Source organism: Leifsonia sp. 10N434 (genome assembly GCF_056394405.1).
This window is the reverse complement of sequence record NZ_JBFTHV010000003.1, coordinates 176,126-190,587: the sequence shown is the minus strand read 5'-3', so window position 1 is coordinate 190,587 and position 14,462 is coordinate 176,126. Positions and strand designations below refer to the sequence as shown.

Sequence of the window (14,462 nt, the reverse complement as noted above, 5' to 3'; positions counted from 1 at the left end):
AATTCCGGTGGGGACTATCTTTCCTTACACCTGTCTGTCGAACAGCAATGCAGAAATCGACAGCACCGCGCCGAATACGATGCAACGCATGGATCGAACGGAATTCATCGGATATGTGCGGGGGCATGGTGACGCAGTCGTGTCCACGATCGGTCCGGATGGCGCACCGCAAGCGGCGTACCTGTCCGTCGCCGCGACGGATCGAGGCGAACTGGTCTTCGATGCCCGGCCGACGTCGCGCAAGGTGTCGAACATCCGGCGCGATTCGCGCGTGGCCGTGGTGATCGGCGGCGCCGACGGCACGACTCTTCAGTGCGAGGGCGAGGCAGACCTGCCGGAGGGGGAGGAACTCGAGCGTTGTGCAGCGGCATACGTATCGGCGTTCCCGCAGTTCGCGGATTCCCTCGCGTCGGGCGTGGTGGTCATCCGGGTGCGGTTGGTGTGGGCCCGTTACGGCGATTTTCGCGGTCGGGGTGCCGAGATGAGCGACGTGGACCTCGGGACCTGAGCGACGACTCCCGCGACGAGGAGGAGTAGTGCGACGACCGCGTACGGTGTGGGGTCGAACCCGCTGTTCGCCAGTTCGGTCGTTCCTCCCGTGCCGCCGGTCGACGATGGTGGTGCCGGTGCCGGTGCCGTCGCCGTCGGGGTCGGCGTGGGGGTCGGCGTCGTCGACAGTGTCGCGACGGTGATAGTCGCGTCAGCAGGCGGTGAGACGACCGCGCCATCGTTTCCGGATGCGGTAGCCACGTTCGTCACGGCACCCGCAGCTGCATCGGCGGCGGTCACGACGTAGGTGCCCCGACAGACGGTGCTGTCGCCGGGTTCATCGGCGGCGGCGAGGGCGGTCGTGCCGCACACGATTCCGGTGAGACGGTCGTCCGTGACAGTGACGTCCGTGACAGGAGCCGTCCCGACGTTCGTCACGACATATTCGTAGACCACGCTCTGGCCGACCCGGTAGGTGACCGCGTCGTCGACGGTCTTGGTCAGTGCCAGCCCGGTGCGGCCGCCGAGCGGCGTCGTCGTCGAGGAGGGCGGCGACTCGATCGGCCCACCGGGCGCGGTGCCGGATGCGGTGGCTGTGTTCTCCACGTAGCCACGGGTCACGTCGGCAGTGGTGACCGTGTAGGAGCCGGTGCACGTGGTCGAGGCGCCGACGGCGAGGGTGGTGACCGGGCAGGAGATCGCCGTGACCAGGGGATCGCTGACCGAGAGAGCGTCGATGGTGGCTCCGCCGCTGTTGGTGACGACGAACTCGTAGGGGATCGTGTCGCCCGCAGCGTAGACCAGCGGCGGTCCGGTCTGCTCAGCGACCTGCTTGACCAGGCTCAGCGCGGGAAGCGGATCGAGGGCCTGCACCCGGACGGTCCGGATTAGATGCACATCGGTGAACCCGCCCGTCGACGCTGCGAAGCCGAACTTGTAGGTCGCGGGCACGGGCTGAGGCGCGTCGAACGACAGGACCGGTTGCGGTCCGGCGCCGAAGTCGATCGAGACCGTGACCTGCGGGTCGGGTGCTGGTGTGATCACGATCGTCACGGTGCGCTTCGACGGTTCGAGCAGCGTTGCCGCATCGGCGGCGGAAGTGCCGTTCGGGATGGTCCGGAGTGGCCCGTGGAGCTGGCCGGGGAGCGTCGACGGCCACGGTCCGGTCGTCGTGAAGTTCGACGTCGTCGCGGCGAGGAAGCAATACCCGTCGGCGCCGTCGCCCGGCCCGCGCACGGTGACCATGTTCGTTCCGGGGGCGGGTGCCCTGAACACGGTTCCCGCGGGCGAACGGGAGCCGGCCGGGCAGTTCTGCCCGCGATGCTCCCAGTCGCCGAAGAAGTTGCCGAGCACGTCCATCCCGATGCCCAGGTAGCCGTTGTCGACGCCGGGGATCAGCGTGTTCGCCGCGTTGTCATCCGGGAGTTTCTGGGCGTATCCGAGGCTTCCCCCGAACGCGCCGGGCACGTCGAGCGTGGTGGCGCCATCGACCAGGAAGAAGGAGATGCCGTCGGCCGGTGCCGGCGTCTGAGTGCCGCCGTACTGCCACTGGTCGAACGAGATCTCCACGCCGCTCGTCGACGGGATCGGCTGCGTGTACAAGACCGCGCCGGCCTGGTCGTTCGATGCATCGGTCAACCGCAGGTAGCCGTCCGGTGCGCCGTTCTGCGGTGGAACGGGACCCGTCGCGGTGACGCCGCAGCCGGTGAGAACGTGATCGCCTGGCGCGGGCGCCGGGCCCGCGGGCGCCCCCGTCAAGCAGGCGGAGCCGTAGCCCTCGAACTGCGGGATCGCCGTCGCACCGCGGAAATCCTCGTCGACCAGGGTCGGCCCGGTCGCCTGCGCGGCCGCCGGCCCGGTCGCCGTGGCGATGGCGAGAAGAAGCAGGCCGGCCACGGCGCTCGCACGCCCAGCCCACCGGATCCCCACCTGACCGCTCCCCGAGGTCATGCGCACAGGCTACCGCGGCGTGGTGAGTGTGGCGAGATGCACAGTACGCGGTCATCGTGCGCTGGCCCGCGCGCGAGCGGCGGGGTTACAGTGGCCGGCATGACGGATGAGACCACTATCGCCTACACCGCGCTCGCCAAGGGCACGCCGATCCTGACAGCCGAAGGCACCGAGCTCGGCACGGTCGAGCACGTGCTGCAGGACCCCTCGATCGACCTCTTCGACGGCATCGCCGTGAAGACGAGCGCCGGCTTGCGCTTCGTCGACGCCGACCTCGTGGGGCGGATCACGACCGCGGCCGTGCACACCACGCTGACCGTCGACGACGCCGCCGCGCTGCCGGAGCCCCAGGGAACCGAGGTGCTCGACGCCGATCCGAACGAGTACGAGGGCAACGGCCTCAGCGCGTGGTTCGGCCGGGTCTTCCTGCGCGAGCACTGGATGCGTCGCAAGAACGAATGACGAATCCTCAATTAAGCTTTACCGCGACTGAGCTGCGGGACTAGTATCCAGCCATCAGGCGGCACCCGAGGCCGTCTCGAGGAGGCGCAGATGCCTGAAGATGGTGGGAAGCCGGCCACGCGACCGGACGCCGACGATGACGGCAACGGCGACAACGACTTCACGATCAACCGCTGAACAGCAACGACTCGACGGGCGAGGGTCTCGCCGCCTGCCGTCGTATGTCGTGAGCGGGTGAGCCGTGACCGAGACATCCGTCGGGCGCCGTCGGCGCTGGTGGATCGTGGGCGCGATCGTCGCGGCCGTGGTGCTCGTCGGGGCCGCGGGCGCGGTGTACTTCGCCGTGTCGAGCAACGCTGCCGTGTCGGTGGCTCTCGTGCCGTCGTCCAAGCCGGGAGCGAATCCGTTCACCGCGACCGTCGCGAGTGCGACGCCCGACGCCGCCGACACCGTCGTGCAGAAGAGCGCCCAGCTGCGCAAGACGCTCCCCGTCGCCAAAGCCACGCACACGCCGGTGGCGACCGGAACGACGCCAGGACTCTACGGCGGCAGCGGGGACGCCCAGGTCTGCGATCCGCAGAAGCTGGTGTCGTTCCTCACCGCCAACCCGGCGAAAGCTGGGGCCTGGGCCCGCGTGCTGGGGATCCGGGCGAAGAACATCGGCGCGTACGTGGCGTCGCTGACCCCGGTCATCCTGAACAGCGACACCCTCGTGATCAACCACGGCTACCGCAACGGGGCGGCGACAACGCTCGTCTCCGTTCTGCAGGCGGGCACGGCGGTGATGGTGGATGCGACCGGCACGCCACGGGTGAAGTGCAATTGCGGCAATCCGCTGACCGCGCCCCAGCCCCTGTCTCTCACCGCGGCGCATGTGGTCGGGAAGCGGTGGGCCGGTTACGCCCCGAAGAACGTGATCGCGGTGAAGCCCGGGGCCAGCGGTGGTGACCTGCAACTCGTCGATCTCGGTACTGGCACGGTCTATCAGCAGGCGGTCGGACCGGTGACCGCGCTGTGGGCCGCGGCATCCTGGAGCGCATCGACCGGCACCAGCATCGTCGACCAGACGGAGGTCTGGACGAGCGCGGACGGAAGATCCTGGGCGCACGTCGCCACCGTTCCGCATGAACTGATCTCCGGGCTCGGCTACGCGAACGGGCACTGGGTCGCGGTCACGCTGCCCCCGGTCTTCGACGTGCCGCAGTCGGACATCCTGACCAGTGCGGATCTGCGCACGTGGAAGAAGGCGGCGAGTGTTCCCGGCCAGCTCAACGGGGTCGCCTTCGGGGGAGGCCGTTGGGAGGCTGTGGGGGATGCACCCGCCGGCTCGCTCGGCTATCAATCGCAGGCGGGCGGAGCGGGGATCGTCTACTCCAGCTCGAACGGATCCGACTGGCGACCGGTCGCAACAGTCGCCGACACGAGCAAGTACGGCCTCACCGGGCTGTCGTCTGTCGCCTTCGGCGACGGACGATGGACTGCTGTCGCGGGCATCGCCCTCTCGCCGCCGGTGAAGGTCTATGGCAGCACGGACGGCGAGCACTGGACGCCGCAGGCGGCGGATGCGCTGGAGAACCAGACCGGAGGCGCGGTGACCTACGGATCGGGGACCTGGCTGATCAATGCGAACACCCACGCGCTCCCGGATCCGCTGACGTTCACCCCATCGCCGACCGACGGCCTCGCCGACACGAGCACGGACGGCGCGTCGTGGCGGACAGCTCCTGCCGCGGGTCTCGAGGGGACCAGGGTCGAAGCCGCCGGCTATGGCTCCGGCCGCTGGCTCGTCGCGACGGAGGAGTCCGACCTGCCGAATCCCATGCACGCGCTCGTCGGTTCGAGGGTCGCGTCGAGCTCCGATGGAAGGACGTGGGCGATGATCGGCCAGATCGCCGGTCCGATGGGGGCCATCGGATACGGGGCGGTGCCGTCGCGCGGTGGGGCGACGGCACCGCCGACCACGCCCTCGGCGACACCCTCCGCCGCCCCTTCACCGACACCGACACCGACGGCGGCGGCCGGATCTCCGCAGTGCAGTGCCGACCTGCTGAAGGCGGCCCGCACGCGCGCCGGGCTCGACGGCACGATCGATCATCCGCAGTGCAGCGGCACGTGGGCCATCGCCGCCGTCATCCTGCAGCAGTCGGAGATCACGGCGGTGTTCGAGTGGGTCGACGGCGCATGGACGGTTCGGTCGAGGAACAACGTCTGCGCCGAGAATCTGCTGCCCGCCGACCTCGTGCAACTCGGCTGCCACAGCAACTGACGTTCGCGGCAGGGCCGCTGGCGATGCGACCCGGCCGCCCGGGTCGCATTGCACCGAGCGCTACGCCTCGCGTGTTGCCGGCGAGCGCGTCGCCGTGTGGGACGCGTCGCGTTCCACCACGTCGCCGAGCACGTCGTCGATCCGTGAGAGGAATTCCGCCGGGATCGTGACCCCGGACGCCGCGGCGTTCTCGGCGACCTGCTCCGGGCGGGAGGCCCCGATGATCGCTGCAGCCACGTTGTCGTTCTGCAGTACCCACGCGACGGCGAGCTGCGCCGACGTCAGGTCGAGCTCCCGGGCGATCGGTTCGAGCTGCTGCACCCGCGTCAGGATGTCGTCGCCGAGGAAGCGCTTGACGGTGTCCTTGCCGCCGCGCTCATCGGTCGCCCTGCTGCCCTCGGGCAGCGGAGCGCCCGGCTTGTACTTGCCGGTGAGCACGCCCTGCGCGATCGGCGACCACACGATCTGCGAGATGCCGAGCTCCTTCGACGTCGGAACGACCTCCTCCTCGATCACGCGCCAGAGGGCCGAATACTCGGGCTGGTTCGAGATCAGCTGGATGTTGAGCTCCTTCGCAAGGGCGGCACCGGCGCGCAACTGCTCGGCCGTCCACTCGCTCACACCGATGTAGAGGGCCTTGCCCTGGCGCACGACGTCCGCGAAGGCCTGCATGGTCTCTTCGAGCGGGGTCTCGAAGTCGAAGCGGTGCGCCTGGTAGAGGTCGACGTAGTCGGTCTGGAGGCGCTCGAGCGACCCGTTGATCGACTCCAGGATGTGCTTGCGCGAGAGCCCGACGTCGTTGTGGCCCTTCGGCCCCGTCGGCCCGAACACCTTGGTGAAGATCTCGATCGAGGCGCGGCGCTCACCCTTCAGGGCCTCGCCGAGCACCGACTCGGCCACCGTATTGGCGTAGACGTCGGCCGTGTCGAAGGTGGTGATCCCGGCATCCAGAGCTGCTCGCACGCATGCGGTGGCCGTGTCGTTCTCGATCTGCGACCCGTGGGTGAGCCAGTTGCCGTAGGTGATCTCCGAGATCTTGAAACCCGAGTTGCCGAGGTACCTGAACTGCATGCGATTTCTCCTTCGATGGCGACGCCACCATGGCGACTCCGTGAGCGATGATGTCCTCGAACGACCGGATGCGCAACCGCCTGGACACAGCACCGCCGGCACATCATCCGGTCCGGGTGATGCCCTCGATCACCGTGCGGCGCTACCGTGCGACACCACCGGAACTTCGGCACTGCGGGGCCGGACGAGGAAAGGTGTGGTGGTCGCGTGGAGGTGTGGCTCGGCGGAGGGGGTCTCGCGACCCAGCTTCTGCTGCTCCTGCTCGCGTTCGTGCTGTCGGGCGTGATCGGGTTCGAGCGCGAGCGCCGGTTCAAGAGCGCGGGGCTCGGGACGCACATCCTGGTCGGGGTGGGCGCCGCCCTGTTCACGCTGGTCTCCGCCTACGGCTTCACGAGCCTCGGACTGCATCCGATCGACCCGACCCGGATCGCCGCCCAGGTGGTCACGGGGATCGGATTCGTGGGCGCGGGCGTGATCTTCGTCAATCGCGGGAACGTGGTTGGCCTGACGACCGCTGCGTCCATCTGGGTGACGGCCGCGGTCGGGATGGCGTGCGCCGCCGGCCTGCCGATCCTCGCGGTGGCGGGCACGGCGCTCCACCTGGTGACGGTGGGGTCGATGCCGATCGCCGGGCGGCTGATCCGGCGCACGACCGGGGCGACCGTCGTCGTGCTCGCGGCGCATGACGGCGACGCCATCCAGGCGGTGATCGACCTGTGCGCGGCCAACGGCGCGAAAACGCGCATCGACGAGATGAGTCAGGCCGAGAACGGCGCAGCGATGGAGTTCAGCATCCACGTGAAGGGTCGCAGGTCCGACGTCGAGGCGCTGATCTCCGCGATCGCGCAGCTCGACGGCGTGAAGCGGGTCTCCGCGGACACGACGGGGCTCTCCTGAGGCGAGACGCCGGAATGAGGGGTCGCAACACGCCGCTTCGGGGTCGACCACACGGCGTGTTGCGACCCCTCATTGCACGAGGACCCGTGCCGGGGCCCCCGGCCGGTACCACTCCTCGTCGATCGAGGCGAGACGCGACGGGCTGACCTCGCCGCCCATGCCGAAGAACCGCTGGAATGACATCAGCAGGGGATGCCAGCGCAGCGGGTCCACGCGATTCGGATGTCCGGCCATCCGGAGTTCCTGGTGCACATGCACCCGTGTCACCGCAACCTCGGCGAGCACGATGCCGCCTGCTCGGGCCGGATCATCGCTTTCCAGCTCGTGCAGGCGCATGACCGGCCCCTCCATCGTCACGGGGCACTCGGCGACCCTCGCGGGCGCAACGGTGTCCGACGGCAGGGGAGTGAGGCCGGCATGTGCGAACTTGTCGCGCACGTGTCGGTAGCCCACGCCCGACTTGCGTTCGGAGACCGGATGCCGCCCCGTCGTCAGCGCGAGCCGATCGACGGCGTCGACGAGAGAGGCATCGGGGAGATTGATGACGCATTCGCGCGTGCCCGTCAGGTTGAGGCCGGTCTGCGACCGCGCGGCGACGCCGAGCACGGCACGGTGCCCGAGCCAGAAGATCGACGAGATCGGGGCAAGGTTCTGCACGCCATCCTCGTCCTGTGTGCTGATGAGGGCGACGGGGGTGCCGAAGTACAGAATGGCCGGGTCGATGGCGACGTGGGTGCTGGTCACTGAGGATCCTTCGCTGGTCGGCGGCGCGCTCACATCCGCGCCTCGAGTCCATCCTTCGACGCGTCGCTCCTCAACGCTGGCGGGTTTCGGACGCCGCGTCCCGATCCGTCAATCGACCTGAGGTCAATGGGTGGTGGTCGCCCGTTATCTGAGGACCGTCAACAGGGAGTCGGCCATCCCGCGCCGGCACAAGACCTGGAGGTCTCATGTTCTTTCACGTCCAGAATCTGATCAACGACATCGAGCAGGATGAGCCCGATCCCGGCGCCGCCAACGCGCTCCAGGAAGGGCTCGGCGGCCAGTTCGGCGAGATGCGCACGATGATGCAGTACCTCTTCCAGGCGATGAACTTCCGCGGTCCCGCGGCCAAGCCGTACCGTGACCTCATCCAGGGCATCGGCACCGAGGAGATCAGCCACGTCGAGCTGATCGGAACCACGATCTCCCGCCTGCTCGACGGCTCGCCGCAGTACCAGGGCAAGAAGACCGACCCGCTCGACAAGCCGGGTGCGGGCGGTGCGATCCCGCTCAACATCGCGCTCTCCGAGGGCAACATCCACCACTATCTGGTGGGCGCACAGGGTGCGCTCCCGGTGGACGCGGTGGGCAACCCGTGGTCGGGCAGCTACGTCTACAACTCGGGCAACGTCGTGCTCGACCTGCTGTACAACCTGATGCTCGAATCCACGGGCCGGCTGCAGAAGTGCCGCATCTACGAGATGACCGAGAACAAGACGGCGCGCTCCACGATCTCGTACCTGATCGTTCGCGACCAGGCTCACGAGAACGGCTATGCGAAGGCGCTCGAGACCCTCGGAGTCGACTGGAACAAGCTGCTCCCGATCCCGAAGACCAACGCCGAGAAGTTCCCCGAGGTGAAGAAGCTGACCGACCTCGGCCTGCAGAGCAAGCAGTACACGTTCGACCTCGCCGGCCAGTCCGAGGCCGGCAAGATCTTCCGGGGGCTGTCGCCGTCGAAGGACGGCACCGAGCTCGATGCGTCCGAGCAGGCACCGGAGGGCGTCCCGTCCGTCATCGCGACGGAGCGCTTCGAAGAGTACGCACCCGGACTCGATCCGGAACTGCTGAAGCTGATCCAGGCGACGGCGGATCTCGAATTGGCCGATGTCGACGCAATGTATGGCCGCATCGGCAAGTAGCCCGGCGGTGACCCCTCGATCGGCCGATCGAGGGGTCATCCGGGACTACTCGGCGGGGCCGCCTGACGCGGTGTCGCGGTCGGTGTCGTCGGAACCTTCCGACGACGACCCGTCGGGGATGTCGTCCGTCCGCTTCTTCTCGGCGTCGCTCGGGTCGGCCGAGCCCGTCGTGTCCGTGCCGGTGGTCTTGTCCGTGTCGCTCATCAGCGGTCTCCGATCGTTTGGGTGCCGCCGAGGTCCTGGCAACTCACCCGAATGAACCACTGCATCGGGTCCGCGTCAATGGTCGCGTCCGAGATACCGGCGACACGCGAAAGCCGTCGCCTCGCAGTCTTCCGCCCCCGCGTGTACCCGCCACCCGTGCACTCCACAATCCCTTGTCGGTGCCGCATCGTGCACGAACACTGAGACCACCAACAGCGGTCCATCCGACATCGACCGCCAGATCGACCCGAAGGAAACAACATCATGACAGACACCTATTCCGGCGCTGCACCGAACGCATTCCCGCGCGACGACGCCGCCGACCAGTCCACCAAGCAGGTCGTCGCCGATCAGGCGGGCGCGATGAAGGACGAGGTCGTCGACGGCGGCACCCGTGTCCTCGACACCGCGAAAGACCAGGCCGCCGACGTCGTCGGAGAGGCCAAGTCGCAGGCGACCGACCTGCTGCACCAGACGCAGAGCGAGCTCCGCGAGCAGGCGGCCCTGCAGCAGCAGCGCGTCGCAGACGGTCTGCAGTCGGTCAGCGACGAACTCGCCGATATGGCTCGCAACTCGTCCGGAGGACTCGCCTCCGACCTCGTCTCGCGCGCTGCGGCTCGCGCCGGAAGCGCCGCGTCGTACCTCGACTCCCGTGACCCCGGATCGCTGCTCACCGAGCTCAAGTCGTACGCCGCCCGCCGGCCGGGCGCGTTCATCGCGCTCGCCGTCGCCGCCGGTGCGGTTGCCGGGCGCCTGACGCGCTCGCTCGCCTCGGGCGCCTCCGACGCTCCGGATGCCTCCGGTACCTCCGGCGCAGGGAGCTCCGACGCGCCCGCATCCGCTGCTGCGCCGCACGCCGACGCGCAGCCCGAGCCCCAGATGCCGTGGGGCCAGTCGCCGGTCCCCGCTCCCGAGGTCCGCGAGCCGGGCATCCAGAACGCGTCGTACGCGACCCCGGAGGCGCCCGCCGAGCCCACGACCCCGCTTTACGCCGAACTCCTCACCGATCGCAGCGACGATGTCGCAAGCGACGACGAGGGCCAGGATCCGGACATCACCCGATGACCGACATCCCCACCCCGTCGGAGCAGAAGGCCGCGAACACCTCGCTCGGCGACCTCCTCGGCGAGGTCACGCGCGACGTCTCCACCCTGATGCGTCAGGAGCTCGAGCTGGCGAAGGCCGAGGTGAAGGAGTCCGCCACCCGCGCGGGCAAAGGCGCCGGACTGCTCGGCGGGGCCGGCTACGCCGCCGTCATGGGCGTGCTGTTCATCTCGATCGCTGTCTGGTGGGCCCTCGGCTACCTGGTCGGGAACGCCTGGTCGGCCGTGATCGTCGCCGTCATCTGGCTGGTCGTCGCCCTGGTGCTGTACCTGCAGGGACGCAAGGCCCTCAAGTCCGTCGCGGGAGCGCCTCAGACCGTCGACACCATCAAAGAGATTCCCGAAACACTGAAACGAAATGAAGAGAACCGATGAGCAACAATCCGGATGAGATCCGCTCCAACATCGAAGAGACACGTCGCGAACTCGGCACGAACGTCGACGCGCTGGCCGACAAGGTGAGCCCGTCGAAGATCGCCGAACGTCAGGCGGACAAGGTCAAGGGCGCGTTCCGCTCGGCTCGCGAACACGTGATGGGCTCCACCTCGGACGCCCGCGACTCGGCCTCGAGCACGGTGTCCGACACGGCGGACAAGGCGCAGTCCGCGGTCAAGGGCAACCCGCTCGCCGTCGGCCTCATCGCCGTGGGGATCGGCTGGCTGGCCGCGTCCCTCATCCCCGCGAGCGACGCCGAGAAGAAGCTGGCATCGCAGGTCAAGGATGCCGCGCAACCGCTGATGGACGACCTCGCCAGCACGGCCAAGGGCGTCGCGAGCGACCTGAAACAACCCGCGCAGGACGCGTTCGACGCCGTGAAGTCGACGGCGACGGACGCAGTCGACTCGGTGAAGGCCGAGGCATCCGACGCGGCCGACGGCGTCAAGGAGCAGGCGCAGTCAAGCAAGGACGCCGTACAGCATCAGAGCTCGTCGACCGACTAGGAAGTCGCATCCGTCGTTTGCCACTTGCGGTTGTCTCACGGCCGGGATAACCACCACAAGTGGCAAACGACGCGGTCGGGCGGATGGAATATCCCCGGTCGGAGGTTGTTATTAACCGCATGGCAACCACAGAAATCACTAGCCAGAACCATGACCAGTCGGTCGCCGACGGCATTGTTCTCCTCGACTTCTGGGCCGACTGGTGCGGCCCGTGTCACATGTTCGCTCCCGTGTTCGAGGGCGCGTCGGAGAATCACTCCGACATCACCTTCGGCAAGGTCGACACTGAAGCCGAGCAGGACCTCGCTGCGTCGTATGGCGTCCAGTCCATTCCGACCCTCGTCGCCTACCGCGACGGCATTCCGCTCTTCTCGCAGGCCGGTGCTCTTCCCGCTGAGGCGGTCGAAGACCTGATCGGTCAGTTGCGCGCTCTCGATATGACCGAGATCCGCGCCGAGTACGAGAAGCAGAAGGCTGCGGCCGAGGGGCGCTGAGCAACAGCCCCACGCACGGCCTGACGAACCGCCCTCCGAGGATCACAATCCTCGGAGGGCGGTTTTTGCGTCCCGGTGGTGCGATCGCTGACCGAGGGTGACAATCGGTCGATAGTCGAAGGGGACATCCGGTCGATCGTTCACACGGAGAGGACCGAGGTTCCTCATGAAAAGTCTCATCGCCGCACTCGTCGTCGTGATGCTCGGTGCCCTCGCGCCCGTCGGCGCCGCACAGGCACCTGCGCAGGGCCCGACCCGACCGCCGACGCAATCATCCGCGATCGCGGCCGCCGATGCCCGGGTCTTTCCTGGTCGCCTTTACGTCGACCCGTACAGCGACGCCCGCATCGTCGCCGACTGGCTGGCGGTGCGCGGCCACACCACGAGCGCCGCGCTCATCGACACGATCGCCGATCAGCCGACGGCCGTCTGGCTGGGGGACTGGTATGCGTCTCCCACCCTGCTGCGCAGCGTGCTGCAACGGCACCTGCGCGCCGCCGAGGCGCAGCACGCGACGCCCGTCTTCGTCACGTACGCCATCCCGAACCGCGACTGCGGTGGGTACTCCGCCGGCGGACTCGCACCGGACCAGTACCTCGCATGGAATCGCGTCATCGCCTCCGAACTCGCGGGCCGGCACGCCGTGGTGCTCGTCGAGCCGGACTCGCTGGCCATGCTCGCGAGTGCGAAGTGCGCGAGTGTCGCCGCATCCCGTCCGAGCGTGATCCATTCGGCGGTGAAGATCCTCTCCTCGGCGGGAGTCGCCGCGTACCTCGACGGCGGAAACGCCCGCTGGCTCTCTCCCGCCGCGCAGGCCGACCGGCTGAAGGCCGCGGGAATCGCCGACGCGCGCGGCTTCTTCACGAACGTCTCGAACTTCGACCGCACCCAGTCCGAGCGCGACTATGCCGGCAAGGTGTCGTCACGCGTCGGCTGGAAGCATTTCATCATCGACGTCTCGCGCAACGGCAACGGGTGGACGGGCACCTGGTGCAATCCGCCGGGCGCGGCTCTCGGGCAGGATCCGCAGATCACCGAGGGCCCCGACTCGAAACTGGATGCTCTGCTGTGGGTCAAGCATCCGGGCGCGAGCGACGGCACCTGCAACGGCGGCCCGGATGCCGGAGCGTGGTTCCAGAGCGCGGCGGAGTCCCTGGTGCGGTCGCGCTGACGAGCGGACGCTGCCGACAACTACTGCAGCGCTGAGGTCAGCCGCGCGACGCCGTCGAGGAAGGTCGCCGAGGCCGGCTCCTTCTCCCACTCTTCGAGGGTGAGCCGGCGGCCGGCATCCCGATAGCCCTGCTCGACCGCACGCATCTGCTCCACGAACGACGCGCCGCGCACGAGCAGGGTGGCCTCGGCGTTGAGGGCGAACGAGCGGATGTCCATGTTGCTCGAGCCGATCACCGCCACGTCGTCGTCGATCGACAGGTGCTTCGCGTGCAGGATGAACGGGCCGGGATAGAGCCAGATCTGCACGCCGGCCTTCAGCAGGGGAGCGTAGTAGGAGCGCTGGGCGTGCCAGACGGATCCCTGGTCGCCGACCTCCGAGACGAACAACTGCACGTCGAGTCCGCGGTCGCACGCTGAGGTGATCGCGTACATCATCGCCTCGTCGGGCACGAAGTAGGGGCTTGTGATGATCACCTTCTGCTGTGCCGACGTCACCAGCGTGAGGAACTGGCGCAGATTGTTCTCGCCCTCGTACCCGGGCCCGCTCGGCACGACCTGGCAGACGAGGGCGTCCGGGGACGCATCCGGAGCGATGTCGACCGCGCGCACATTCGCCTCGTCGCCGAGCAGTTCGTCGGTCTCCAGGTACCAGTCGGAGAGGAAGACGGCATTGATCGCCGCCACGACCGGTCCCGTCGTCCTGGCCATCAGCTCCTGCCACTGGAGCCCGCGCTTGATGTTCTTGGGGGCGTTGTAGCTGCGATCGATGAGGTTCTGCGACCCCATGTACCCGACGAGGCCGTCGACCACCACCAGCTTGCGGTGATTGCGCAGGTCGGGCCGCTGGTATTCGCCTTTGAACGGGCGCACCGGCAGCATGTAGCTCCACTTCACGCCGATCCGATCGAGCTCGGCGAAGGTCTCGTCGTGGTGCGCTGCCCGCCTGGATGCGACGAAGTCGGCGAGCAGCCGCACGGCCACACCGCGCTGCACGGCACGTTCCATCGCCGAGAAGAACCCCTTCGTGGTCGCGTCGAACGAGACGATGAAGAACTCGATGTTCACGAATCGGGTGGCGGTGTCGATCTCGGCGGCCATCGCGTCGATGGACGCGTTGTAGTCGCCGAGCAGTGTCGCCCTGTTCCCCTCGACGGCCGGCAGGGCACCGAGCTTGCGGTTCTGGCGCACGAGCGCGCTGAACCAGTCGGGCCACGCCGCCCGACCGGACGGCGGCTCCAACGCCTCCGAACGCTCGTGGATCATCCGGTCCAATTCCTTCTGCTTGTCCCGGCGCTTCTTGGGCAGTTTGACGTTGCCGATGATGAGGAACAGCAGGATGCCGACGAACGGGATGAGGAAGATCGCGAGAAGCCAGGCCATGGCGGCGGTGGGCTTGCGGTCTCGCGGCACGATGATGAGCGCGGTGATCCGGATCGCCAGATCGATCAGGATGAGGATGCCGCCGATGAGCGGAAGCTGGTCGTTCACACCTCATCGCACCGCATAAC

15 protein-coding genes are annotated in these 14,462 nt (G+C 68.2%); 10 read left to right on the top strand and 5 right to left on the bottom strand.

The features are described 5' to 3' along the window. Positions 1 to 7: 7 nt before the first annotated feature. Positions 8 to 508: a pyridoxamine 5'-phosphate oxidase family protein gene (locus AC1DB1_RS10160; RefSeq protein WP_477200681.1), complete on the top strand. Its 501-nt coding sequence runs from the start codon at positions 8 to 10 to the stop codon at positions 506 to 508. Here the strand turns inward: AC1DB1_RS10160 and AC1DB1_RS10155 are convergent. Next, a complete protein-coding gene (locus AC1DB1_RS10155; protein ID WP_477200680.1) occupies positions 451 to 2,439 on the bottom strand; it encodes a DUF7507 domain-containing protein in 1,989 nt (662 codons plus the stop codon). The genes AC1DB1_RS10160 and AC1DB1_RS10155 overlap by 58 nt on opposite strands. A 99-nt stretch (positions 2,440 to 2,538) precedes the next feature. On the opposite strand from AC1DB1_RS10155, the gene AC1DB1_RS10150 reads away from it, so the two are divergent. Together AC1DB1_RS10150 and AC1DB1_RS10145 are read left to right on the top strand one after the other, a co-directional pair. Beyond that, positions 2,539 to 2,901: a hypothetical protein gene (locus AC1DB1_RS10150; RefSeq protein WP_271177773.1), complete on the top strand. Its 363-nt coding sequence runs from the start codon at positions 2,539 to 2,541 to the stop codon at positions 2,899 to 2,901. Between the two features lie 241 nt (positions 2,902 to 3,142). After that, on the top strand, positions 3,143 to 5,167 hold the full coding sequence (locus AC1DB1_RS10145; protein ID WP_477200679.1) for a DUF6777 domain-containing protein: 2,025 nt from the start codon (positions 3,143 to 3,145) through the stop codon (positions 5,165 to 5,167). Positions 5,168 to 5,227: 60 nt separating this feature from the next. Here the strand turns inward: AC1DB1_RS10145 and AC1DB1_RS10140 are convergent, their stop codons facing one another. Next, positions 5,228 to 6,238, bottom strand: coding sequence for an aldo/keto reductase family protein (locus AC1DB1_RS10140; protein ID WP_477200678.1), 1,011 nt, complete (start codon positions 6,236 to 6,238; stop codon positions 5,228 to 5,230). 207 nt (positions 6,239 to 6,445) lie between these two features. Between AC1DB1_RS10140 and AC1DB1_RS10135 the strand changes: the two genes are divergently transcribed. Next, on the top strand, positions 6,446 to 7,135 hold the full coding sequence (locus AC1DB1_RS10135) for an MgtC/SapB family protein (RefSeq protein ID WP_271177776.1): 690 nt from the start codon (positions 6,446 to 6,448) through the stop codon (positions 7,133 to 7,135). A gap of 69 nt (positions 7,136 to 7,204) precedes the next feature. On the opposite strand, the gene AC1DB1_RS10130 is transcribed toward AC1DB1_RS10135, so the two are convergent. Next, a complete protein-coding gene (locus tag AC1DB1_RS10130; RefSeq protein WP_271177777.1) occupies positions 7,205 to 7,879 on the bottom strand; it encodes a flavin reductase family protein in 675 nt (224 codons plus the stop codon). 206 nt (positions 7,880 to 8,085) lie between these two features. On the opposite strand from AC1DB1_RS10130, the gene AC1DB1_RS10125 reads away from it, so the two are divergent. Beyond that, positions 8,086 to 9,039 (top strand): manganese catalase family protein, encoded by a 954-nt coding sequence (locus AC1DB1_RS10125; protein ID WP_477200677.1) that lies wholly within the window; start codon positions 8,086 to 8,088, stop codon positions 9,037 to 9,039. Between the two features lie 45 nt (positions 9,040 to 9,084). Here the strand turns inward: AC1DB1_RS10125 and AC1DB1_RS10120 are convergent, their stop codons facing one another. After that, positions 9,085 to 9,243, bottom strand: a complete 159-nt coding sequence (locus AC1DB1_RS10120; RefSeq protein ID WP_271177779.1) for a hypothetical protein — start codon at positions 9,241 to 9,243, stop codon at positions 9,085 to 9,087. Positions 9,244 to 9,507: 264 nt separating this feature from the next. Here AC1DB1_RS10120 and AC1DB1_RS10115 point away from each other — a divergent pair, with 264 nt between their 5' ends. The 5 genes from AC1DB1_RS10115 to AC1DB1_RS10095 all read left to right on the top strand — a co-directional run bounded on the left by AC1DB1_RS10115 (position 9,508) and on the right by AC1DB1_RS10095 (position 12,952). Then, positions 9,508 to 10,308, top strand: coding sequence for a hypothetical protein (locus tag AC1DB1_RS10115; protein WP_477200676.1), 801 nt, complete (start codon positions 9,508 to 9,510; stop codon positions 10,306 to 10,308). Next, positions 10,305 to 10,721 carry a phage holin family protein gene (locus AC1DB1_RS10110; RefSeq protein WP_477200675.1) on the top strand — a complete coding sequence of 139 codons (417 nt, stop codon included), beginning with the start codon at positions 10,305 to 10,307 and terminating at the stop codon, positions 10,719 to 10,721. Before AC1DB1_RS10115 ends, AC1DB1_RS10110 begins: the two co-directional genes overlap by 4 nt. Next, entirely contained in the window at positions 10,718 to 11,287 is a 570-nt protein-coding gene (locus AC1DB1_RS10105) for a DUF3618 domain-containing protein (protein ID WP_477200674.1), read from the top strand. The genes AC1DB1_RS10110 and AC1DB1_RS10105 overlap by 4 nt, the downstream gene beginning before the upstream one ends. A 119-nt stretch (positions 11,288 to 11,406) precedes the next feature. Further along, complete coding sequence (gene trxA, locus AC1DB1_RS10100; RefSeq protein ID WP_477200847.1) at positions 11,407 to 11,781, top strand: thioredoxin; 375 nt, start codon at positions 11,407 to 11,409, stop codon at positions 11,779 to 11,781. Between the two features lie 166 nt (positions 11,782 to 11,947). Continuing rightward, complete coding sequence (locus tag AC1DB1_RS10095; protein ID WP_477200673.1) at positions 11,948 to 12,952, top strand: glycoside hydrolase family 6 protein; 1,005 nt, start codon at positions 11,948 to 11,950, stop codon at positions 12,950 to 12,952. A 20-nt stretch (positions 12,953 to 12,972) separates the two neighbouring features. On the opposite strand, the gene cls is transcribed toward AC1DB1_RS10095, so the two are convergent. Further along, positions 12,973 to 14,442: a cardiolipin synthase gene (gene cls, locus AC1DB1_RS10090; protein WP_477200672.1), complete on the bottom strand. Its 1,470-nt coding sequence runs from the start codon at positions 14,440 to 14,442 to the stop codon at positions 12,973 to 12,975. Positions 14,443 to 14,462: the final 20 nt, after the last annotated feature.